Genomic DNA, 22,514 nt, shown 5'->3' on the forward strand with positions numbered 1-22,514 from the left:
GATTATTTTATGTCCAAATTGTGTATACGAAAAGATGGAAGTATTCTTCCTACTCCCATCCTTTCACACAAACTATTCGCCTAACTTCACAAGGCTGTAATTCTTCTTCCCTTTACGGATAATAATAAATCGTCCATCAAATGAATTTTCTACAGTAACATCCGTACCCACATCTGTTACTTTCTCACCATTCATAGAAATCGCGCCATTATTAATATCCTCACGTGCTTGTCGTCTAGATGGTTCAATTCCTAAATCAACTAGCCACTCTACGATGTTTTTCGTCTCTTTTGAAGACTGGAATGTTGGCATCTCTTTAAAACCTTGTTCAATTTCATCAGCTGTTAACGATTTAATATCTCCGCTAAATAACGCTGCTGTAATTTTCACAGCTTGCAGGAATGCTTCTTCTCCATGAACGAATTTCGTCATTTCTTCTGCTAGTACTTTTTGTGCTTCACGTTTATGAGGCTCTGTTTCCACCTTAACCGCTAATTCATCAATACGCTCTTTCGTTAAGAACGTAAAGTATTTCAAGTATTTAACGATGTCACGGTCATCTGTATTTACCCAGAACTGGTAAAATTCAAACGGTGTCGTTTTTTCAGGATCAAGCCAAACCGCACCACCCGCTGATTTACCAAACTTCGTACCGTCCGATTTTAATAATAACGGAATCGTTAATCCGAATACTTTCGCCTCATGACCCTCTAACTTACGAATTAAATCTAAACCACTCGTAATATTTCCCCATTGGTCACTACCACCAATTTGCAGTTGAACATCCTCTTTCGTGTATAAATGATGGAAGTCCATCGCTTGCAAAATTTGGTACGTGAATTCCGTGAAAGAAATACCTGTATCCAAACGGCTTGCTACAATATCCTTCGCTAACATGCTATTGATGCTAAAGTTTTTCCCGTAATCACGTAAAAACTCAATAATATTTATTTCATGTGTCCAATCATAGTTATTTACCATCTTCACTTCGCTATTTCCACCAAAATCAAATAGCTTTTTCATTTGTGCTGTTAACGCATCTACATTATGCTGAACCACTTCTAACGTTTGAAGTTGACGCTCTGATTGACGTCCACTCGGATCACCAATTGTTCCTGTTGCCCCGCCAATTAAAATAACAGGATGATGACCAGCTAATTGGAATCTCTTCATCATCATAAACGGAATCAAATGTCCGATATGCATACTATCACCAGTCGGATCAACTCCGCAGTATAGTGAAATCTTTTTCTCTTCTACTAACTTACGTAAGCCTTCTTCGTCAGTCTGTTGATTAACGGCGCCGCGCCATTCTAACTCATCAATGATATTCATCTTTTGTCATCCCCTTTATTTTTTTAAAACAAAAAATCCCTATGTCTATGACATAGGGACGATTATTCACCGTGTTACCACCCAGTTTGTATAAATAGCATAGCTACTCATACCACTCTTAGCAATAATATCGATTGCCAGTCCGCTTAGCATTACCTAAGATACTCCAGAGTGTAATTCACAAGTTTGTTTGTGCTAGGTTCCAGCAACCCCTAGCTCTCTCGTTAACAGTGACAAACTGCTACTGGGCTCTTTCAACGTATGTTATTTGTTAAATTATTAGCCATTATATTGAATTGAAAACAAATTGTCAACAATACCCAAATATTATTTTAAAATAATTCATATCTTCATACGTATTTCTTTATTCCTTATCTTCTCCAATAATCCTTACTTCTCGCTCCAACTTCACGCCAAATTTCTCTTCAACTGTCTTTTGTACGAAGTGAATTAAATCGATGTAATCTTGTGCTGTTCCGTTATCAACATTCACCATAAACCCAGCGTGTTTTAAAGAAACTTCTACTCCACCAATTCGCTTACCTTGTAGTCCTGAGTCTTGAATTAACTTACCAGCAAAGTTATTTGGTGGGCGCTTAAATACGCTACCACATGAAGGATATTCTAGAGGCTGTTTTGACTCACGTTTAAACGTTAAATCATCCATTTTTGCTTTAATTTCTTCATGTACACCTTCTTCAAGTTCAAATCTCGCTTCAAGAATAATGTAATGGTTGTTCGCAAATACACTCTTACGATATCCAAATTCAAATGCTTCTTTCGTCAAAGTACGTAGCTCTCCATCACCTGTCATTACGACAGCTTCTGTTAATACAAACGAAATTTCACCGCCGTATGCACCAGCATTCATATATAATGCTCCGCCAACTGAACCTGGAATACCACAAGCAAACTCAAGACCCGTTAAGTTATGGTCTAAGGCAATACGTGATACGTCAATAATTGCTGCACCACACTGTGCTACAATCGTCGTTCCTGTTACAGTAACACCTGTAATATGAATTAAACTTACTGTAATCCCGCGAATTCCACCATCTTTAATAATGACATTCGATCCATTTCCTAAAAACGTAACTGGAATATTATATTCGTTCGCATATTTGATAACTTCTTGAATTTCATCATAATTTGTAGGCGCAACAAAAACATCTGCTTTTCCGCCAACTTTAATATGCGTATGATTCTTTAACATTTCATCTTGTTTAACATGTCCTTCAGGCAATACCGTACTTAAATATTTATAAACCTCTTGCATATTCATTTTACGATTCCTCTATTTCTATATTCATTTTATCCCGTTATACGGGCCCATAATATCCCCACGTACATGAAAGAACCTAAAGTGGTGGATACAGTGTACCCAAAATCAATTCGAGACACCTATAAACCTCTTAATTTATAAGAGGTGCCACTCATATTAAAATATATATTGCATAATAAAGCAACCCAAATGGACTACTAAACTTGACATGTCATCAGAAAGACAACAATTTGTAAAATATGTGACTTTTTCAAAACACTATCCCTCAGTATCTTACTATACCACACAAAAAGAAAGTGGTATTTTTTTGTACTTTTTACTTTATTTACATCAATAAAAAAAGAGCACATCCGACAGAATGTGCTCTTTCTATACTCTTTATATTACTTTTCGTTCTCTTCTTTTTCTTTATCAAACCATAACAGCTCATCGTTATCAACTTCACCATTATAATTGATTAAAATTTCTTCTCCTGCTTTTATATCCTTATAAGCATAGAAGTTAAACGTATGGTTCTCGAAGACAATATCATACGTTGCATTCGGTGTATATGAATGATTAAATAACATACCGTATCCTAAAAGGATTGCCGTATGATTGATTCCATACTCAAATGCGTAGTCAGCAAGTAATGTTTTCTCAATATGTTCATGCTGTTCATTCGGATAAGAGATAACTGGTGCTGCGTGTATCAACTCACCTTTTTTAATATCACGAGTTGCAAATACACCTCTATTAAATTCTCCATCACTAAGTTCAGAAGTCTTAACTTCGATCATATGCGTCACCTATTTAATTCTTTCTTTGAAGTATTTTAATTCCGCTATTAGCTGAATTTTATCTCCTTAAGCTTGGCAGAAAACGCGCAGAAAAGCAATTAAATTCCTATCAAGTATTCGTTTCAATGAAAAAAGAGCACATCATTCGTGCTCTTTCCAAGCAATATTACTTTTCTAAAATATCTTCTAACAACTTCACTTGCTCGCTAACAGTTTGTAACGTCTTCACTGACGTATCATTTCGATATTTTTCTTCTTCCACACTCGCTAGCACTTCTTCTGTAGCTGTAGAAGTTTGCTGAATTACGTTAGAAGCATGCGTAACATCCTTTACGATATTCGTCGTTTTAACTTGGAAACTTTCTTGATGAACAACAACCTCTCGCATTACTTCATTAATCGCATCAATAAACTTCCCTAAATCAGTTACATTTGTTAAAACGCTTGCTAACATCTCGTTACATTCTTCTTGTACTCTTTCTGACTTTTCTACTTGCACTTCTACCTTACTTGCTTGATTACTAAACTCCTTCAAAATCCCTTGAATTCTTCCCGCAGAACGATTTGATTCTTCAGCAAGCTTTAACACTTCACTCGCTACAATAGCAAAACCTTTTCCATGCTCGCCTGCCCTCGCAGCTTCAATATTTGCATTTAAAGCTAGCAAACTCGTCTGACTTGAAATATTCGTTATTACATCTACAATTTCATTAATTTGTTTCGATTGCATCATTAAATCTCTAAATATAATTCCAGACTGTGAAACAACATCATTTAAACTTCTCATGTTAGTTTCAAAATTTCTTAGAGTATGTACACTACCTTTTGAAATTTCTAAGCTTTCATCCACACGAGCCGATGCAGTTCTTACTTGAGAGATGATTTGTTCAATATTTCCTTCCATATCATTCAATACTTCTACCGAACGATACATCATCTCTGATTGTGATTGCGTACCAACTGCCACCTCTTCAAAGGCAAAATTAATTTCACTCATCGATTCCATCGACGTGTTCATATTTTGTCTTAAATGATTGAAATTACTATCTAGTTTCACAACTGTTTCTTCAATAAGTCTTTGCGTCTCTTCTAACTCCTGAGCTTTTCTCATTACTTCTTGCTTCTCATCACTTAAACGAAGGAGCAGATTAGAACCGATTTTCGTGACGCCCCACATAGCGATTGTTACAATCGCTAACAAACTTGCGAAATTAGCAGCTTCAGACGAGGCTGTATAAGCAAAAAATTGCTCCGGCCAATAGCTACAAAGGATAAATGTGATCACAACAGCTACCCCGCCAAGAATTAAAATGAGGCGCTCACTTAAGTAAATAAGTGAAACAGCTAATGTAAAATAGACCATTTGAAATACAGCCGGGCTTTCATTAAAGGCTTGTACCATAATGTAAGACATTGTAAGCAACATAAATGTCATGATATATTTATACGCTGATTCCATACTTTTTATAAAAGTAAAAAGCGTTCCAAATGCAACGACAGAAATACCACAAATCCAAAACGCTATTGCTCTCTCTGTAAAAATATATCCATAATACCCAATTGCGATTATCCCAAGAAAGAAACTACAAATCGTTATAAACAGTAATAAATGATTTTTCTGTGATTCTTTCTCAAGGTTAGAAAAACAAGTCCTCTTTAACCACTCCATATGAAGCCCCACCTTCTACTTATACATATCAATTACTTCAGTTTAAATACCGCACTTACTGGGTTATGATCGCTATTTTCAAACTTTAAATCTTTCCCTTGTACATTTACAATCTCTACATTCGGTGAAACGATAAAGCCATCAATAATAGTGACGAAATTTTCACCTTCTACATATTTCTTTACATCATCTCTCACAGTCATAACAGACGGATCTACAGCCCACTTAAAGCCACCGTCTGTAAAGTCCTTCGGTAACTCTACTAACCACTCAGGGCGCTCTTTCACAAACTTCGGATCACTTAATTGAGCGTTTGAAACTAATTGATTCCAATCTCCGCCCATTATTACGTAATCACCATTTTCATAATGCTTGTTCATATATTCTTTTAAGTACTCTACTTGCTGTTTTCTAATTTTCCCGCCTTCATCATAAGCAGACAAATGTAAATTTACGAGTCTAACATGTTTCCCATTATTAACAGGAATTTTATATTCCACAATTGCTCGATCTAAATCAAACAAACGCTTTGGCCAAGGCTCCATTCCAGGAAGCTGGAACCTCTTCGCTTCTTGAACAGTGTATTTAGAAAACGTACTTAATCCAGCCTCCGCATATCCCATTGGATTTATTATTGGCACTGGAACCCATTTCGTATCGTAGTTCTTGCCAAATGACGAAACATAATCAGGTAATCCTTTTTTCAAAAATTCATGTTCATTTACATCAAATGAACGAAGTGACTTTATATCAACTTCTTGTAATAGTGCAAAATCACTATTCTCATTTTGTAAAAACGAAAGCATATTCTTTAAATTAGTTTCCGTTTGCTCTTTACTACTTGAACCAGATCCCTTTCCACCATCCATAAAGAAATCTTGATCCTTATCTAACCCAGCATATCCAATATTAAATGTTGTAACTTTAAACTCATTTCCAGTCGCTAATACGCGCTCCTTATTATTCTCCACCTTCAAGCTTATAACATCAGCAGGCTGTTCTTTAGTAAGTGTCATATACGCTAGAAATCCTCCTACAATGCCCGCTACTACTAAAACACATGTAAATACGATTTTTAAAAATTTCTTCAAATAAATGACTCCTTTTCACGCGAATTTATTTTTCTTTATTTTCAGTCAAATAAAACAAAACGACACACATAAGAAACATTTTATCATAATTAAAACCGTATATCACTATATTTAGTTGATAAGTAATCGATCCCATTTTAATTACTTGAAAAACCTTCAGACATCAAAAAAAGAAACGTTACACCCACCTCCTCACTGGAATTTAAACGGTATATTTAGTACACTATATGTAATAATCCTAGGCGATGGAGTTCGCCATAAACGCTGCTTAGCTAATGACTCCTACCAGTATACATACTGGTAGGAGTCTATTTTTTTGAGCAATCTATTTAAAGAGGTGAGAAAATTGATTTATATTATCGTCGGCATTGCCGGTATATTAGGAGCTCTTTCTCGTTATTATTTAGGTCTTAATATCACCACATTTTGGCATCATTCATTTCCATTAGCAACATTACTCATTAACTTAATCGGTTGCTTCTTCTTAGCGTGGCTAACTACTTATATCGCCCGGCTAAACATCTTACCTTCAGAGGTCATCACAGGCATCGGAACTGGATTCATCGGTTCCTTTACGACTTTTTCAACATTTAGTGTAGAAACTGTGCAATTGATCAATCATTCTGAGTGGAGCATAGCCTTCTTATATGTATCATGTAGCATACTTGGTGGCCTCATTATGTCTGGCCTTGGCTATACACTTGGAGATTTCTTAATTAAGAAATCTCTTACGGAAGGTGATTACTCATGATAGAAGCCTTATTAGTCGCAACAGGAGGATTTTTCGGTGCGATTACACGATTTGCAATTAGCAATTGGTTTAAGAAAAGAAATAAAACACAATTTCCACTTGCTACATTCCTTATTAATATAACAGGGGCGTTTTTACTTGGATATATAATCGGCAACGGAGTTACTACAGGCTGGCAACTATTATTAGGTACTGGATTTATGGGTGCATTCACTACATTTTCTACGTTTAAACTAGAAGCCGTTCAACTTCTCAATCGAAAAAATATTAGCACTTTCCTTTTATACTTAAGCGCTACGTACATAATTGGTATCCTCTTCGCATTCCTTGGAATGAAGCTAGGCGGAATATGAAAAAAAGCGACTCTATTGAGTCGCTTTCTTTCATAAGAAATATGTCCCGCCATATGGAATAGAAAATAAACCAGCTGGATGTACATCGTAATGTACAATTTGCATCGGAAGCTGTGAATACGGCATATACTGACTTTGCATCATTTGTGCAAAATATGCTTGTTGTTGCATTTGAATAGCTTGATTCATAGCATGAATTGTTCCCTGTGCCCCAGCCAGCGTAATAGCTGCTCCTACTTGTCTTCCATTATAAAAATGATGGTTCATCATGATTCATCTCACTTATTCTTTTTCTTCCATATGGTATGTTTCTATTTCATAGTGAGTATTTTGTCCCTATTGGTAACCCCTATTTATTGCCCCTTTTCAGCTTTGAAGTAATAAATCCAAATAATAATACGCCAATACCACTAAGGAACAATACATAACTTATCGGTACTAGGAAAAAGAAAGGTTCTTCAAGGAATCCATCCGCTCCTACTTTACTGTTTGAAGCATGTATAGTTAAAGAAATAATCGCTAAAATCATGAAAGAAATAGCTACTACGTATTTATTTTTCATTTCACATTCTCCTCTACTCATGTAATTCTCCTTAGATTCTTAACATCATATTATCCAAAAAACCATTAACAGTCAATAATTATTTATCGTTTAACAATAAATAATTATTGACTAGAATAATAACAAAAAGGTTTACGAAGCATATTAAATCACTTCGCAAACCCTCTGTATTATAAATATTTACACTTCAAACCTCTTGCTTAATACAATATACATTGCGCAAAATAGCACGAATATCCCAGCATAAATTAACAAAATCTCTACACTAAACATATCCGACAATGGCCCAAATATTATCATTCCTAGAGGAAGCGCGCATGAATTCGCAATTTGTACAAGACTGAACATCCGTCCGTGCATTGATGGTTCTACTTTTTCCTGCAATAACACAGTAACTGGTGTATTGAAGCACGGCATCGTTATACCAATTAAAAAATTAAAGACTAAATATATAATAAATATTGGTGCTATTCCGAGTCCAATCATAAGCAGTCCATATAATGCACAAGCTAGCGCTGTTGTATACATACGATTACGAAAACCACCCCACGCCGCAATTAATACGCCACCAGCTGCCGCACCCGCACTAAAGGTCATCTCACTAGCAGTAAGTCTCCACATTTCGGCCCCGAAAGAACGAGTTACCATTAAAGGTGTTAAAAAAGCAGCTGGACTTATTAAAATCATGACGATAATTAATAAAACGATTAGCCTTTTAATAAATACATTTTCTTTTAAATAAGAGAATCCTTCTTTAATTCCTTGTAGATTAGATTTTTGCTTATTCTCTGCATTCACATGTCCCTCTACCTGAATGATAAACATAATACTAATTCCAATCATACCCGTAATAACATCAATAAAAAATGTTGTTTCAATGCTAGCAATAGAAAGAATCATCGCACTTGCTGCTGGAGAAAGAAACATAATTAAAGATGTAATACTGCTATTTATTCCATTTACTTTCATAAGATACTCTTTCGGAACGATTTGCGGAATTAATGCATTCACAGCTGGCGTTTGTACTCCTGTTCCAGCTGAACGAATGAGTAACACAATAAAAAGTAACCAAATACTTTTATATCCTGTAAAAAATAAAATTGCTAAAACTAACGTCGCAATCGCTATAATTCCGTCCGATAACATAATCATCTTTTTACGGTCATAACGATCAATCCAAACACCTGCAAACAAAGATATCGCAATTTGTGGTAGAAAACCGCAAACAGTTGAAATAGTCAACATCACTCCTGATGATGTTGTAAGGGTGATATACCATATAATCGCGTATTGTACGAGAGAGGAACCGAACAACGAAATAGTTTGAGCGGTCAAAAATAATATAATTTTCGTTTTCCAATTGTTTTCACTCATATGTTTCACACCCCCTTAACTATTCCTGTCTCTATATGAAAGATGCTATCTGCCCAATCAAGATAAAAACTCGCTTCGTGAGATACGAGTATAATGCTGCCCTTAAACTTAATTAGCGCCTTTTGCAAAGCTTCCTTCGCTTCTGCATCTAAATGATTTGTCGGCTCATCTAAAATTAATAAGTTACAAGGTGATAATAATAATCCGCACAGTTTCACCTTCGATTGTTCACCACCACTTAACGTACGAATTTCTTGCGAAACGTGCGTATCCTTCACTCCACACGCAGCTAAATGATGGCGTATTTCCTTCATATTCAGTTTAGGAAACTGTTCTGAAATAATTTGAAGCGGCGTTAAAGAATCATTGCTCCAATTTAAATCTTGCTCATAATATCCAATCTTTATTTGCTCTGAAAAGTGAAACTCTCCAGAAATACTAGCAATATTTCCAACGATTGTTTTTAATAAAGTAGATTTTCCTACTCCATTGAAACCTGTAATAACAAGTTTTTGCCTACCCATTACTGAAAAATTCAACTTTGGTAAGAGAGCGAAGTCGTAACCAACTTCAAGGTTATTTACTTCAAGAACTGTCTGAACTGAAATGGGAAGTTCCTGAAAATGAATAGACGGTTTATGAGTAAAACTTGGTGGCGCAATTCTTTCCATACGCTGTAATTGTTTTCGACGACCTTGCGCTATTTTTGAATTCACCCCAGCAATATTTCTACGAATATACTCTTCCGTTTTTTCAATTTTCTTTTGCTGTGCATAATATTGGCGAATATAATCTTTTCGCAAATGCTCCTTTTGTCCTACAAAATCTGAGTATTTACCGTAATACTTCTTAACTGTTCCGAACTCTACATCACATATGCAAGAAGTTACCTTTTCCAGAAAATCAAAATCATGTGATATGACCATAAACGCTCCTTCAAAATTCATTAAATAATTAGCAAGCCACTCCACATGCTCCTTATCAAGAAAATTCGTCGGTTCATCTAGTAATAAAATATTAGGCTCTTCTAATAAGAGCTTCGCTAAAATTACCTTTGCACGCTGCCCTCCGCTTAATTCACCAATAACACGATCCATCCCAATCACATCAATACCTAAGCCGGATGCCACCTTATTCGTAATACTATCTACTGAATAAAAATCATGAGCCTCGAGCAGTCCTTGAATTTCTGCCGCTTTCAATAGTTGATTTTCATCTCCGGTCATCGCAATTTCTTCATATAACTTGTTCATTCTCTTTTCCATTTCATACAAATCATAAAAGGCTCTCTTTAAATATTGAGAAATGGTATAACCCTCATCAATTTCTGCGTATTGATCAAGATGTCCAATTTGAATATTTGGTTGCCACTTTATGTCTCCCTTATCAGAAATAATTTCCCCCACCAATATTTTCATTAATGTGCTTTTTCCTGCACCATTCTGTCCAACAATTCCCATATGCTCCCCTTTATGCAAATCAAAAGAAGCATTTTCGTATAATACTTTATCTATAAAACTATGTGATAAACTTTCCACTTTAAGTAAACTCATTTTTATTCCTCTTTTCCTCAAATTAAAAAAAGCAGAGAGATAGCGTCATTCGACACTAGCCCTCTGCTTCGTGGTTTTTCCTATACTACTCCAATTTACAGTAAAGACTCATCGGAATAATATACACAAAGGGCCATAGACAAAGCATTGTCTATGGCCCCTTAATCTATTTTATACACCAGCTGAAAAACCATAACGAAATAAGCATAGATAAACTATACTTTTTTAGAAAAGTTATTCAGCCGATGAATATAGGGGATTTATACCCCTTGATTAAGCTCCGTACAACGCTTCACCGTATACATTTGTGCGGAGCAAAGTTTTCTAATGAGTTTTACAAATTTTATATAAAGCATATTCTGCACCTTCCTTAATACTTAAAAGGGATTTTAGCATACGGTTTTACGAAACGTCAACATTACTTCCGAATCTTTCAACTACTTGTTTTCAAAATATTGCTTCTGAAACATACACATTCTTATCGCATTATGATAGTTACCATCAACGAAAAACTCATCGATAAGCTCACCTTCTACCATAAACCCAACTTTTTTATAAACATGTACTGCCTTTTCATTTTCCTTATCCACAACTAAATAAATCTTATGCATATTTAGTACGGAAAAAGCGTAATCCATCGCTAAACGCGTCGCATCCACTGCATAACCATATCCTTGATAATTCGGATCAATAATGATTTGGAATTCTGTTCTACGGTGAATATAATCGATTTCTACTAACTCAACTAATCCAACCATTTCATTGTCTTTCTCAACGATAAATCGGCGTTCGCTTTGATCATGTATATGTTTATCGTATAAGTCTTGCAGCTCCACAAATGCCTCATACGGCTCTTCAAACCAATATGACATAATATGCGCATTATTATTCAGTTCGTGTACGAACTTTAAATCTTCTCGTTCCAATGGACGTAACTTCAATTCCTGATTCATTCCTATAACCTCCAAGTAAAAGAAACCTCTTCACTTAATTTCTCAATTTTTTTCGATTTCAAACGCCCTAATTTCATTGTAAACTTTCAAGCAACTTGAAGGTCAAGATGTAACAATATTATGCCGAAATTTATAACCAATTAATAAAGAATGTAGACATTTACAATAACTTAACGAAAAAAGAACAGTCTTTTGGCTTTCCAAAAATCTCAGTAAGATAAAATTATAAATATATCATCGTTAAAAATTAAGAAAGGGAGATGAACCTATGAGAATACAATATAGAAAGTATGCATTACCTTTAATCTCGTTAGTCTTATTTACTCTTATTGGTTGTACTAATAATGAGCAAAAAAACGATAAAAACGAGACATATACTTTTGAGGCTTCTAAAAAACGTGGTGATGTTATTGAAAAAAACGATAAAGTTTATAATATAGAGAAATTAGATACTTTCGTAAAAAACTATAATTCAAATAAAGACGATTCCGTTAGAATTACTAAATTTAATACCAAGGACGAGCCAGTTATTATTGATTTAACTGTAAAAAAAGAAAAGGAGTCTACCTCCGTCTATTATGATGTTGACTATACAAAAACAAATGAGAAACATAGTGAAAATCAAGAGATTCAATATTCGAACAATACATGCCAAAAAATCACAAAAGATATTGAAGACAACAAAGTAACTTATAAATTAGAATGTCCTGACACTATTCATTTGATTACAGCCACCCAATTATAGGATGGATAATTGCAAATAAAAAAGTAGTGCAAACTTATGTCTGCACTACTACTCTTTTCTCAAATCTCTCATATTCGATATGTATAAAGCAATAACTAAAACAAGAATTGCTCCTGCGTATAATAACGTCTCCATCGGTTCCTCATGAGACACAATAATTAATCGAATTAAGGCCGTAATTCCGATATAAATAAAATAACGTAACGGGAAATGATAGTTCGATTTAAAATACTTAATAATTAATGCAATGAACTCGAAGTATAAGAAATAAACGATGATACTTTCAACCAATTTATATGACGTATACTTCTTCGCTGAAAATATGTATTGAATAAAAGTAATCGTCTCATTAATTAAAAAGATAGATAAGACAATGGATAATATAATTAGCGCTATATTTAATATCCACTGTAAAACACTCGCGATAAAATGATCAATATTGAATGATTTCATTGTCTCATTAAACTCCCCTTCGTATAAGTACATATTTATTATAGCAAAATTATAATTGAAGGTGCGTTAAATCATATTTTCGTCCTTTATTAGTGCCGGTGTGTGGGATGTTCATTGTTTTAAGGAGTCTATGAACTGTTGCACTCGATTGAACGTGGAGAAATTCCTTTAACTGCATATTTGTACAAGTCCTACTAATAAGAAGTACATAATCATGTATCGCATCCTCATGTGCTACCTTAGAGATAGCTTTACAATTTGAACAATACCACCCTTTTTTTATTTTCAACATCGGCATTATAGAACAGACCTCACATCGTACGCCGTTTAACAATTCTCCTTTTTTAATTTTAAATTGTTCGAGGATATTTTGCTGTAATGGAGTATGATTCCTTACTATTTGACAAATAAGATCGTCTACATTTTTTATAGTTTTTTTCTTATATTTGCTCTCAAACCATTTTATTTTATGAGGTAAATTTGCACTGTGTATAATTTTATTGGGGAGATTATCGTCTGAAGATTTAATAATAGTTCGTGGATTACTAATAACAACGAGTGATTCAATCGGAAAACGAGAAAACCCATTTAACCTTAACCATTTTCTAAACTGTTCCTCTTGTCTTTTCACTTGTAAAATTGGATCTGGAAACCCTTCTGGATTCCCCTCTGATATTCTAATAAGCTGGTTAAACTTTGAATCAAATAGTAACGTACCTGCTATATTTTTTATTTCGAGGAAAAGAAGAAAATATGCTGAAATGATAATCGTATCAATTTGAAAATGGTGATTTTGATCAGACAACCTTATATCGTGCAAAATACTATATGTTTCTTCTGGCAAAAAACTTAATGGATAATTGATAGCTTGTTCACCTTTGTAACCCGCTTTATGCTTCGCTAAACTTTCTGCAACCATATCCCGTTTCGGATGGTGAGCAGGTAATCTTCTAGATAACGCTTCTAATTGTCGTAAATACATCGGCATTTGTCGTTCTTTCACAATCATTTTTAGCCCTCCTCAAAATATATCAACGATTTTTCAAATATATCTATCATAACTCACAATATATCAACGATTTTTTCAATATATCAACGATTCGACATAGAATATCGACTTACCGACAAAAACCGACACAACATACACCCATAAAATCCTATACACAGTATAGCATCACATCTAAAATCGCACTGTAAGCATAATATGAATCCGCCCATTTAATTACGTCGTTTTCAAAATGAGAAATTTACATTCACCCCATGTAAAAGACCTTTTTATAAATATGAACAAATTTTAGGAATTAGTTTATCTTTTTTTAATGTTTTATTTAGAGGCAGTTTATAGTCGGGTATTAACATAAGAAACGTAGCAACTAAGTTCATATATGACGCACTGCTACTATAATCGCTAACCGTACTACTTGAAATCATAAAATAAGGAGACGATAAAACATGAACAAAAAAGCAAAAGCACTATCATCCGTACTGCTCGGATTCACATTAGCATTAACAGGGTGTGCTGGTACTAAAGCTGAAGAAAATCATGGGAAACAAAAACAAGAACAAGTTGCTAAAGAAACAAAAAAGGAAAATAAATTAACTAAAGGGCAAAAAATGGCTAATATTCTTAGCGAGACAAATTGGCAAGGTACACGAGTGTATGACAAAGATAAGAATGACTTAACAAAAGAGAATGCAAACTTCATTGGTCTTGCAAAATATGATGCGAAGTCAGGCAGATATGAATTTTTTGATGCTAAAACAGGTGCAAGTCGTGGCGATAAAGGCACTTTCTTTGTCACAAATGATGGGAAGAAGAGAATATTAATTTCAGAATCAATGAAGTATCAAGCTGTCGTTGACATGACAAAACTAAATAAAAATGTATTTACTTATAAACGAATGGGTAAAGACGCTAAAGGTAAAGATGTAGAAGTTTTCGTTGAACATGTCCCATATAAAGAAAAAGAACTTTCTTTCACTGATCCGGACAAGCAGCTGAACACGACTACAGGAGATATTGTTAAAAACGTTGATGGAGATAAAATTTTAGGCGGTACCCTTTGGCACGGAACAAAAGTAGTAGATGAAGCTGGTAATGATGTAACACAGTTTAATTCGAATTTTATAAGTCTAGCAAAATTCGATGACAAGTCTAATAAATATGAGTTCTTCAATAGCGAAACAGGTCAAAGCCGCGGTGACTATGGCTACTTCGATGTTGTACACGAAAATAAAATAAGAGCCCATGTTTCAATTGGAAATAACAAATACGGTGCAGCTCTTGAACTTACTGAACTAAATAAGAATAAATTTACGTATAAAAGAACTGGTAAAGACCAAGCTGGTAAGGATATAACTATATTCGTTGAACATGAACCTTATAAAGGTGATATGAAACCACAATTTAGTTTTTAAATACGTTTGATTAAAGATCCTGTACTGAGTTGCAGGATCTTTCTTATTAAGCAAGAGAACGAAAAGACGAAAAACATATAGCTTTTCGTCTTCACAATATTCCCACCTTATAGTTGATGATTTACAAAACCTAAAAACATACCGATACAAAATAAAATAAATCCAATTAGAATTAAGGGAAGAGTGAAGCCACCCCAAGCTGGTTTATTAGCAAACGCCCTTATTTTAAAATTAATCCTCGCTAAAGACATGATAACGATACCCGCTATTGATAAAATTGTAGTTACATAAGTCATCTAGAATAATACTCCTCTTCTATATTGATTTTATATCTCTGCAAACCATCTACATAAGTGTTACAGTCCACTATTCATACATGTCATCCCAATTGTAGCAATCCAGCTTTGTGCCACATCATTTGTAAAATTCATTCTTCATTCCTAAAAAAAGACAGAACCAGACGGTTCGGTCTTTTTTGTTTTATAATAATCTCTTTTATTTTTGCTATAATACCTTTTTCTTATAAATCTTACGCTAACACAGCTTTTGATTAACTTATCCTGAAATATTATGAATTTGCGTTCAACTTATCTAAAATACCTTTATCTATTTTTGCTTGATTCACTTTAGCTATTTTAGAAACAATCCCACGGCGATCTTCCCAATCAATCAAATAATATTGATTTTTTTCCAATTCATTTTGCAAGGAAATTTTCAGTTCTCTTTCTTCCCCTTTTTTATCGTACACCTTCTCATCGTAAACATGATACGTAAGAACTTCTCCATTACTCAATTTTTCGTTTTCTACTTTAGAATCAGTCGTTACTTTTACATAATATTGTTTAGTCAAATAGTATCCATTCCCTGACTTCATATAGTAGAAAGCACCTCCTACTATAGCTAATAACACAAAAATTCTCATGATCCATTTCATATGATAATACCTAACCTTTCTATTCTACTTGTAAGATTTATACCCGTTAAAATATAAATCTTCCTTACCTTAAGTATGCTTTAACCATAAAGATGGTACAATCCAGTTTCCTTACACCCACATTACATTTTTGTAATCCTATCATTTTACAAAAGTTTCTTAAGTTGGCCCAAAACAAAGGAACATAAAGTTTTATTCCTCCAATTGCCACACTTTTAGCAACACTTGTCCAAGTAATAGGAATTTCATTTCAATCCATTTTACGTGAAGAAGTAAATCAACGCCGATTAACTATATTAGGAATTACATTATTAATCAGCCCTCATCAATCGGGCTGCCCGGCAAATAGAGGAATAAAATTTGTGACTAAGTAAAAAAGCGCCCTACTTATAGGGCGCTTTTTTTATACTTAATGACTAATACTAGCTGTTGGGTATAATGTTGTTCCTCCAATTGAAACTTTTATTTCATTTGTTAATGGAACGTTTTGTTCATTAATAATTGTTCTCCACCATTCCCATGCAAGACCTGTACATTCTCTTGCTACAATTTTTATATTTTTTGAGTTCGGTGGAAGAGGGATAACTGTAGAGTAATGAGCCGTTTTGTCTTTTCCGCTACCATCCCATGTTTTATGTGTTAGTACTTCGTTACCCTTTTGGTCAAATGTGAATTCATCCCAAGATACATCAAATTGAGCAACGTAAGCACCGTAATGATCAAGTGTCATTTTAGCACTTGAATATTCTGTAGTTGTCGTCTCAATATAATCTGTATTGTTATGAACAGCAGCAGTTGCATTATCTTTTAAGAAAGTACTTGTATATGAAATTGGGTATGCTGGATTTTTAAGACTTAATTCAGCATTATCTTTAATAATATTTCGGATTTCATTGAAATCTTTAGTAACAACCTTGTTATGCTCTTTCGCATCTCCGCCTAATACTACAGCAGTAAAGGTACTTTCTTCAAAAATATCTTTATACTGTCCACTTGTTTCAACACTGTTATCCTTAAGTAAGGCTTTAAAAGCAGCTTGTACATCTTTGCTCTTAGATGTTGTTTCTAATTTTACATAAATCGTTCTACCATAAGCTACATTTGAAACCATAACAGGTGGAGCCGAATTACTTACGCCTTTTCGAGTTAACTCATCAAAAGTAACGCTATTATCAAAAAGGTCGGATGGATTGTTAGGTAGTTCAGCACTTACCGTATAAAATATTTGCTTATACGCCGCTACCATCACTTTTTTCTCTCCATTTGCAACCGCATTAAAATCAATGTTTAGACTGTTATCAAGATATTTAGCGTTAACATTAAGAGCGCTTGCGATTTGCGATTTACTATAAACCATGGATTCCGTATACTGCATTCTTGCAGGCAACGTATGTGTTGTAGAATACTTTTCATTCCAAGTAGATACTAAATCGTCTACTGCTCCAGCTACATTACCATATGTCGGATTTTGGACAGTGATTGTATTTTCTTTTCTCATGCCCGGTAAGTCTATACTAATATTCAAAGGCTTTCTCTTAGCCACTAATAAACTCGGTTGATTGTCTGCAAAAGCTTTATTTGCAAGTTGTACAGCTCCTGGATACGTGCGATTCACTACAGAATCAATAATTGAAATATCGACTGGTGACGTTGTAAGTGATTTTTTTTCGCGTTCTACTACTACAAATTTACCATTTGAATTGATACTTTCTTTCGGAACAAAACTCTCTACTTTATCACCATTTACAGCTAAAACCTCTTGATTATTATATTTAAGATTTGCTATACCAGTATCAATGCCACTAGCATTTTTGGTTACATCAGTTGCATTACTTGCTTGTGTTTCTGCGAAGGAAATAGATGAATAATTAATAGTGCATAGACTAACTAATAAACATGCAAGGAACTTTCTTCTTTTAGTGTTTTTCTTAATATTCAGAAAAATCACCCCGTTCTTTTTTTAGTAAAATATAATAATGATTGCTAACTAATAAATTTACATAAATGCTTTTAAAAGTTCTTGAATTAACGGGATTACGCCACCTACAAATTTTAAAACTGCCATTGCGATTTCCATATTATTTCCTCCTTTTTATTGCTACGAAATTTTGATTTATCTTTATGCCCTCATTATAGTGACCCCTTACACTTTTATCAATACACTCTGATATGCAATATTACATATAAAAAAACAAGCTGAATTCTTTTAAAAAGTTATACAGAGATATTTTTTTCGTTTGGTACATACTTGAAAAGGTGAAGCATTCTTTTGCATTTTATAAGTAATCACATAAAAAAGCTGCTGCCTATAAAATACAGACAGCAACTTTAACTAGAGTGGCTTGCATAATCTGCGCAAGCTACAGTATTTTTTCACATTTTATAACTAATAAACTGCTATTGGCCCATAAGGACCATTAATAATTTCTATTTTTGTTTCAAAAATATCTGTCAAAAGTGTTGAGTCCATAACCTCTTCTACTGTTCCAAAAGCAGCAATTTGTCCATCTTTCATAGCACAAATTTTATCCGAGTATTTAGCTGCAAAATTTATGTCATGCATAACCGTCAAAATTGTTCTTCCAAATTCATTAGCTGCACGTCTTAAATGCTCCATCATTTGAACAGAACGAGCAACATCAAGGTTGTTCAAAGGTTCGTCCAAAAGTACATATTCCGTCTCTTGGCACAGTACCATCGCTACATATGCCCTTTGTCTTTGACCACCAGAAAGCTCATCTAAATATCTATTCTCTAAACTAGTTAAATCTAAGAAATCGATATATTTAGAAATGATAACCTCATCTTCTTTAGTCAACCTTCCCTTTGAATAAGGAAAGCGCCCAAATCCAACTAATTGTCTAACTGTAAGCCTAGTTACAAAATGATTTTCTTGTCGCAATATAGTCAAAACTTTTGCTAAGTCTTTCGATTTAGATTCAGAAACATCCATATTTGCTACCTGAATTTGGCCTTCATCCATATCTAAAAGTCTGCCAATCATCAAAAGTGTCGTTGACTTTCCAGCACCATTTGGTCCAATTAAAGAAGTAAAGCCTGCTTTTGGTATTTCAATATCCAAAGGTCCTATTTTTACCTTATCAGTATAGAACTTTTTAACATTATCAATTTTTATCATAAAGCCCTCTTCCTTAAAACTATAGTTAAGAATATGATTCCACCAAATAATTCAATAATAACTGAAACTACACCTTGAGCATGGAATACATGATACATTAAAAAGTATGCGCTCGTCATTATTAAAAATCCTATAGCAAAAGCCATCGGAAAAATATATCTATGATCATAAGTTGACGCTGCCTGATAACTCAAAGTTGCTACTAAAAATCCGTAGAACGTAAGTGGCCCAATTAGAGCTGTTGAAATGGACATTAAAATCGCTACTAATACAAGCGTATAAATGACACTAGGTTGATATTTAACCCCAAAAGAAGTAGCAACATCCTTTCCTAGTGACAAAACATTCAAATTCTTAGAATGAGCAAAAATCAATACTGCTACAATTATGATCATAGGAATTACAATAGGAAAATAAGCAGGATCTGCATGATTAACAGAACCAAATAATCTAGCTTGTAAAATATCAAATTCTGAAGGCGCAAGTAGTTTTCTCATGAAAGTTGACACAGAATTTAGCCCGGTACCAATAATAATTCCAACTAAAAGCATAAGTTGTAAATTCCCGTATTTACCGGAAAGTAACCATCCATAAAGTATCAAACTCATGAAGACCATAACAACAACTTGGAATAAAAATGATCCAATTCCATTAAAATTTATTAACGCACTAGCACCAAAGAAGAATACTGTACTCGTTTGAATTGCTGAATAAAGTGATTCGAAACCTAAAAGCGATGGAGTAATAATTTTATTATTCGTAATAGATTGGAAAGCAACTGTCGACAAGCTATGGCAAACCGCAGCAATAATCATTGCAACAATAGCTACTATCCTTCTCTTAACGACTGGGATAAAAGAAGGTGAATCTATCGGAACTGGATTGTTATAAACTAAAAGTCCATATGAAGAAAGAAGACCTAAAGCAATCAATGTTATCAGTAAAATCCAATAACGTCTTGCTTCCTTCTTAGACCGAAAAGCGCTAGCTGATCTACTTTCATTATGAAGGCTAGAATCGATTTCGACATTTTCTTTTTTTCTATATTCTAATGTGATCATCGTAGCCTCCTTGGTTTTCTTTGTCTCAATAAAATAGTAATAAACACGACTGCTCCCACTGTTGCAAGTATTAAAGAAACAGGTAATTCAAAAGGCTGTATAATTGTTCGAGAAATGATGTCACAGGCAGTTATTGATCCCATTCCGATCACACAAACCCAAGGTAAATTACTCCTAAGATCATCACCTCTAAACATTGAAACGATATTTGGCACAATTAATCCTAAGAAAGGTAAGTGTCCAATAACAGCTGCAACAATTCCAACTGCAACAGAGATAAGAGCAGTCCCAAAAAGAACAATTCTATTGTAATTAACTCCAAGACTTGTTGCGACATCTTCTCCTAGTCCAGCTAAAGTCAATCTATTAGCATACATAAAAATAAGAAAAGTAATGATAACAATCAGCCATAAATATTCATATCTTCCCACCTGAATGTTAGCAAATGAACCGACAAACCAAGTTTCAATACTTTGCGTCTTTTGAAAAAGGAGTCCTAAAAAAGTAGACACTGCAGAAATTACTGCTCCAAGCATCAATCCAATAATCGGAACAATTAAAGACGAACGAAGCTTAACTCTTCTTAAAAATAGAAAGAAAATCATAGTTCCTATAAAAGAAAAAATGATTGCACCAGTCATTCTTTGAACTAAAGTCGGGGCAGGAAATAATAAATACACAAAAAGCAGGCCTAAGCCTGACCATTCAATAGTCCCCGTTGTAGTAGGTTCAACAAAGCGATTCTGTGTAATGAGTTGCATGACGAGCCCTGCCATCGCCATCGCAGCTCCAGTAAGCATTAATGCAGCTGTTCTCGGAACACGAGTTATGAAAAACATCTCTGTCCCGTCCTCTTGTCCACGTATATCATAAACTCCAGTAAACAGTGATATAATCCCTAAAATTATAACAACTATAACTGCTATTATAAAAGGTTTTGTCCATATTTTATTTTGATTATAAAACTGGGGTTGAGAAATATTCTCAACCCTAGAAATCATATTTTTTGACACTGTTTCGTACCCCTTTACACTACTTAGCTAAAGTTTTTGCCATATTTCCAAATAACTCTATATAAGTTTGAATTGATTCATTTGTGTAAGTATCTTCTGGTGCATAAATAACTTGTTTTTTAGAAACAGCAGTTGTGTTTTGAAGAGCAGGTGATTTAGAAATAACATCCTTAGCAGGTGTTGACTTAGCTGCATCAGATGTTGCAGCATCACGATCTAATACGAAAATCCAATCAGGATTTGTTTGTGCAATAGCTTCAACAGAAACGTCATCACCTTTATGACCTGCAGTAGAATTTGAAACTTCTAACGCTGGAGTCCAACCGAAAATTTCATACATTGGTCCCCAAACACGACCAGAATGTGGAGCAGCAAAACCAATATTACCACCAGTAACGATAACACTCATAACTTTATCTTTTCCGTTATAAGCAGATTTTGCTTTTTCAATAGATTTATCAAAATCAGCTACTAATTGTTTAGCTTCTTTATCTTTATTAAAGATTTTTCCTAAAGTAACTGTAGAATCTTTAAGTCCTTTTACTAAGTTTTCGCCAGGCTTAGTAGCTTTCTCAGAAACATCAAAATTAAGATCAATAACTGCTGCATTTGGTACTAATTTTTTGATTTCTTCGTAATGGTCAGCAAATCTTTGACCAACAATTACAAGTTCAGGATTTGCCGCTGCAATAATTTCTAGATTTGGTTCACGGTGATTCCCAATATTTTGAACTTTTTCATCCTTTTTATATGCTGAATCAGCAGGCATGATATCCTTTGGAGCAGCCGCTAATTTAATTCCCCAATCAGATAAAGTTTCAAACGTTCTGTTATCCAAAGCAACTACATTCTTTGGGTTTACAGGGACTTTAACAGTTCCATGAGCATCAGTGATTTCAACCGTTTTTGGCTTATCACTACCATTATCTTTATTATTAGCCTTCGAAGTTTCTTTACTTGAATCTGAGCAAGCTACTAACATTAAAGTGAAAACTGCTAGAATACTCACTAATTTTAAAAGCATAGATTTTTTCATATGTATACTCCTT

23 protein-coding genes, 1 riboswitch and 1 other annotated feature are annotated in these 22,514 nt (G+C 34.2%); of the genes, 4 read left to right on the plus strand and 19 right to left on the minus strand.

The genetic code is table 11. From position 1 onward, the window contains the following. Window positions 1-72: 72 nt before the first annotated feature. From tyrS to ACUL40_RS17685, 5 genes are all read right to left on the minus strand, one after another. Complete coding sequence (gene tyrS, locus ACUL40_RS17665; protein WP_326037920.1) at window positions 73-1,335, minus strand: tyrosine--tRNA ligase; 1,263 nt, start codon at window positions 1,333-1,335, stop codon at window positions 73-75. A 51-nt stretch (window positions 1,336-1,386) separates the two neighbouring features. Beyond that, window positions 1,387-1,602 (minus strand) — a binding site (T-box leader). 97 nt (window positions 1,603-1,699) lie between these two features. After that, on the minus strand, window positions 1,700-2,617 hold the full coding sequence (gene murB / locus ACUL40_RS17670; RefSeq protein WP_001057102.1) for a UDP-N-acetylmuramate dehydrogenase: 918 nt from the start codon (window positions 2,615-2,617) through the stop codon (window positions 1,700-1,702). 383 nt (window positions 2,618-3,000) lie between these two features. After that, window positions 3,001-3,396, minus strand: coding sequence for an SET domain-containing protein (locus ACUL40_RS17675; RefSeq protein WP_000573649.1), 396 nt, complete (start codon window positions 3,394-3,396; stop codon window positions 3,001-3,003). 166 nt (window positions 3,397-3,562) lie between these two features. After that, on the minus strand, window positions 3,563-5,065 hold the full coding sequence (locus ACUL40_RS17680; RefSeq protein ID WP_445422797.1) for a DUF4077 domain-containing protein: 1,503 nt from the start codon (window positions 5,063-5,065) through the stop codon (window positions 3,563-3,565). A 32-nt stretch (window positions 5,066-5,097) separates the two neighbouring features. Continuing rightward, window positions 5,098-6,156 carry an endonuclease/exonuclease/phosphatase family protein gene (locus ACUL40_RS17685; protein WP_000714050.1) on the minus strand — a complete coding sequence of 353 codons (1,059 nt, stop codon included), beginning with the start codon at window positions 6,154-6,156 and terminating at the stop codon, window positions 5,098-5,100. A gap of 232 nt (window positions 6,157-6,388) precedes the next feature. After that, window positions 6,389-6,448: riboswitch (Fluoride riboswitch) on the plus strand. A gap of 54 nt (window positions 6,449-6,502) precedes the next feature. Here ACUL40_RS17685 and crcB (ACUL40_RS17690) point away from each other — a divergent pair. Then, window positions 6,503-6,907: a fluoride efflux transporter CrcB gene (gene crcB, locus ACUL40_RS17690; RefSeq protein WP_000639315.1), complete on the plus strand. Its 405-nt coding sequence runs from the start codon at window positions 6,503-6,505 to the stop codon at window positions 6,905-6,907. Next, window positions 6,904-7,260: a fluoride efflux transporter CrcB gene (gene crcB / locus ACUL40_RS17695; RefSeq protein ID WP_000568587.1), complete on the plus strand. Its 357-nt coding sequence runs from the start codon at window positions 6,904-6,906 to the stop codon at window positions 7,258-7,260. The genes crcB (ACUL40_RS17690) and crcB (ACUL40_RS17695) overlap by 4 nt, the downstream gene beginning before the upstream one ends. A gap of 30 nt (window positions 7,261-7,290) precedes the next feature. Here crcB (ACUL40_RS17695) and ACUL40_RS17700 read toward each other — a convergent pair whose 3' ends face one another. From ACUL40_RS17700 to speG, 5 genes are all read right to left on the minus strand, one after another. Next, entirely contained in the window at window positions 7,291-7,530 is a 240-nt protein-coding gene (locus ACUL40_RS17700) for a DUF3947 family protein (protein ID WP_000980930.1), read from the minus strand. A gap of 79 nt (window positions 7,531-7,609) precedes the next feature. Continuing rightward, entirely contained in the window at window positions 7,610-7,822 is a 213-nt protein-coding gene (locus tag ACUL40_RS17705; protein ID WP_025921788.1) for a DUF3955 domain-containing protein, read from the minus strand. 180 nt (window positions 7,823-8,002) lie between these two features. Continuing rightward, window positions 8,003-9,196: an MFS transporter gene (locus ACUL40_RS17710; RefSeq protein ID WP_139372046.1), complete on the minus strand. Its 1,194-nt coding sequence runs from the start codon at window positions 9,194-9,196 to the stop codon at window positions 8,003-8,005. 5 nt (window positions 9,197-9,201) lie between these two features. Continuing rightward, the gene (locus ACUL40_RS17715; RefSeq protein ID WP_079004601.1) at window positions 9,202-10,749 is read right to left on the minus strand and encodes an ABC-F family ATP-binding cassette domain-containing protein; all 1,548 of its coding nucleotides are present in this window, start codon (window positions 10,747-10,749) and stop codon (window positions 9,202-9,204) included. A gap of 437 nt (window positions 10,750-11,186) precedes the next feature. Continuing rightward, on the minus strand, window positions 11,187-11,702 hold the full coding sequence (speG, locus tag ACUL40_RS17720; RefSeq protein WP_001071092.1) for a spermidine N1-acetyltransferase: 516 nt from the start codon (window positions 11,700-11,702) through the stop codon (window positions 11,187-11,189). Between the two features lie 268 nt (window positions 11,703-11,970). Between speG and ACUL40_RS17725 the strand changes: the two genes are divergently transcribed. Continuing rightward, entirely contained in the window at window positions 11,971-12,447 is a 477-nt protein-coding gene (locus ACUL40_RS17725) for a DUF4362 domain-containing protein (RefSeq protein WP_445422796.1), read from the plus strand. Window positions 12,448-12,495: 48 nt separating this feature from the next. Here the strand turns inward: ACUL40_RS17725 and psiE are convergent, their stop codons facing one another. Together psiE and ACUL40_RS17735 are read right to left on the minus strand one after the other, a co-directional pair. After that, window positions 12,496-12,900, minus strand: coding sequence for a phosphate-starvation-inducible protein PsiE (psiE, locus tag ACUL40_RS17730; RefSeq protein ID WP_000834704.1), 405 nt, complete (start codon window positions 12,898-12,900; stop codon window positions 12,496-12,498). Window positions 12,901-12,949: 49 nt separating this feature from the next. Continuing rightward, window positions 12,950-13,909: a nuclease-related domain-containing protein gene (locus tag ACUL40_RS17735; protein ID WP_000635763.1), complete on the minus strand. Its 960-nt coding sequence runs from the start codon at window positions 13,907-13,909 to the stop codon at window positions 12,950-12,952. 443 nt (window positions 13,910-14,352) lie between these two features. Between ACUL40_RS17735 and ACUL40_RS17740 the strand changes: the two genes are divergently transcribed. Further along, complete coding sequence (locus tag ACUL40_RS17740) at window positions 14,353-15,318, plus strand: DUF4822 domain-containing protein (protein ID WP_079004599.1); 966 nt, start codon at window positions 14,353-14,355, stop codon at window positions 15,316-15,318. Window positions 15,319-15,425: 107 nt separating this feature from the next. Here ACUL40_RS17740 and ACUL40_RS17745 read toward each other — a convergent pair whose 3' ends face one another. The 7 genes from ACUL40_RS17745 to ACUL40_RS17775 all read right to left on the minus strand — a co-directional run bounded on the left by ACUL40_RS17745 (window position 15,426) and on the right by ACUL40_RS17775 (window position 22,501). After that, a complete protein-coding gene (locus ACUL40_RS17745; RefSeq protein WP_000222858.1) occupies window positions 15,426-15,614 on the minus strand; it encodes a hypothetical protein in 189 nt (62 codons plus the stop codon). Window positions 15,615-15,886: 272 nt separating this feature from the next. Then, on the minus strand, window positions 15,887-16,252 hold the full coding sequence (locus ACUL40_RS17750; RefSeq protein WP_002164645.1) for a YxeA family protein: 366 nt from the start codon (window positions 16,250-16,252) through the stop codon (window positions 15,887-15,889). A gap of 409 nt (window positions 16,253-16,661) precedes the next feature. Further along, the gene (gene alo / locus ACUL40_RS17755) at window positions 16,662-18,200 is read right to left on the minus strand and encodes an anthrolysin O/cereolysin O family cholesterol-dependent cytolysin Alo (protein WP_000576727.1); all 1,539 of its coding nucleotides are present in this window, start codon (window positions 18,198-18,200) and stop codon (window positions 16,662-16,664) included. 438 nt (window positions 18,201-18,638) lie between these two features. Further along, window positions 18,639-19,391 (minus strand): iron ABC transporter ATP-binding protein, encoded by a 753-nt coding sequence (locus ACUL40_RS17760; RefSeq protein ID WP_000590071.1) that lies wholly within the window; start codon window positions 19,389-19,391, stop codon window positions 18,639-18,641. Further along, on the minus strand, window positions 19,388-20,452 hold the full coding sequence (locus ACUL40_RS17765) for an iron chelate uptake ABC transporter family permease subunit (protein ID WP_000631245.1): 1,065 nt from the start codon (window positions 20,450-20,452) through the stop codon (window positions 19,388-19,390). Before ACUL40_RS17765 ends, ACUL40_RS17760 begins: the two co-directional genes overlap by 4 nt. Continuing rightward, window positions 20,449-21,465 (minus strand): ABC transporter permease, encoded by a 1,017-nt coding sequence (locus tag ACUL40_RS17770; protein WP_000042077.1) that lies wholly within the window; start codon window positions 21,463-21,465, stop codon window positions 20,449-20,451. The genes ACUL40_RS17765 and ACUL40_RS17770 overlap by 4 nt, the downstream gene beginning before the upstream one ends. 19 nt (window positions 21,466-21,484) lie before the next feature. Continuing rightward, complete coding sequence (locus ACUL40_RS17775; protein WP_000749449.1) at window positions 21,485-22,501, minus strand: siderophore ABC transporter substrate-binding protein; 1,017 nt, start codon at window positions 22,499-22,501, stop codon at window positions 21,485-21,487. Window positions 22,502-22,514 lie beyond the last annotated feature (13 nt).

Source organism: Bacillus sp. KNSH39 (genome assembly GCF_052656585.1).

Excerpts from the sequence above, each read along its gene's own strand:
- speG (WP_001071092.1), bottom strand. The coding sequence starts at position 11,702 with ATGAATCAGGAATTGAAGTTACGTCCATTGGAACGAGAAGATTTAAAG.
- ACUL40_RS17705 (WP_025921788.1), bottom strand. The coding sequence starts at position 7,822 with ATGAAAAATAAATACGTAGTAGCTATTTCTTTCATGATTTTAGCGATT.
- ACUL40_RS17710 (WP_139372046.1), bottom strand. The coding sequence starts at position 9,196 with ATGAGTGAAAACAATTGGAAAACGAAAATTATATTATTTTTGACCGCT.
- ACUL40_RS17750 (WP_002164645.1), bottom strand. The coding sequence starts at position 16,252 with ATGAAATGGATCATGAGAATTTTTGTGTTATTAGCTATAGTAGGAGGT.
- ACUL40_RS17775 (WP_000749449.1), bottom strand. The coding sequence starts at position 22,501 with ATGAAAAAATCTATGCTTTTAAAATTAGTGAGTATTCTAGCAGTTTTC.
- ACUL40_RS17675 (WP_000573649.1), bottom strand. The coding sequence starts at position 3,396 with ATGATCGAAGTTAAGACTTCTGAACTTAGTGATGGAGAATTTAATAGA.
- murB (WP_001057102.1), bottom strand. The coding sequence starts at position 2,617 with ATGAATATGCAAGAGGTTTATAAATATTTAAGTACGGTATTGCCTGAA.
- ACUL40_RS17715 (WP_079004601.1), bottom strand. The coding sequence starts at position 10,749 with ATGAGTTTACTTAAAGTGGAAAGTTTATCACATAGTTTTATAGATAAA.
- ACUL40_RS17740 (WP_079004599.1), top strand. The coding sequence starts at position 14,353 with ATGAACAAAAAAGCAAAAGCACTATCATCCGTACTGCTCGGATTCACA.
- ACUL40_RS17735 (WP_000635763.1), bottom strand. The coding sequence starts at position 13,909 with ATGATTGTGAAAGAACGACAAATGCCGATGTATTTACGACAATTAGAA.
- tyrS (WP_326037920.1), bottom strand. The coding sequence starts at position 1,335 with ATGAATATCATTGATGAGTTAGAATGGCGCGGCGCCGTTAATCAACAG.
- ACUL40_RS17700 (WP_000980930.1), bottom strand. The coding sequence starts at position 7,530 with ATGATGAACCATCATTTTTATAATGGAAGACAAGTAGGAGCAGCTATT.
- crcB (WP_000568587.1), top strand. The coding sequence starts at position 6,904 with ATGATAGAAGCCTTATTAGTCGCAACAGGAGGATTTTTCGGTGCGATT.
- ACUL40_RS17760 (WP_000590071.1), bottom strand. The coding sequence starts at position 19,391 with ATGATAAAAATTGATAATGTTAAAAAGTTCTATACTGATAAGGTAAAA.
- ACUL40_RS17680 (WP_445422797.1), bottom strand. The coding sequence starts at position 5,065 with ATGGAGTGGTTAAAGAGGACTTGTTTTTCTAACCTTGAGAAAGAATCA.
- psiE (WP_000834704.1), bottom strand. The coding sequence starts at position 12,900 with ATGAAATCATTCAATATTGATCATTTTATCGCGAGTGTTTTACAGTGG.
- ACUL40_RS17745 (WP_000222858.1), bottom strand. The coding sequence starts at position 15,614 with ATGACTTATGTAACTACAATTTTATCAATAGCGGGTATCGTTATCATG.
- ACUL40_RS17725 (WP_445422796.1), top strand. The coding sequence starts at position 11,971 with ATGAGAATACAATATAGAAAGTATGCATTACCTTTAATCTCGTTAGTC.
- ACUL40_RS17765 (WP_000631245.1), bottom strand. The coding sequence starts at position 20,452 with ATGATCACATTAGAATATAGAAAAAAAGAAAATGTCGAAATCGATTCT.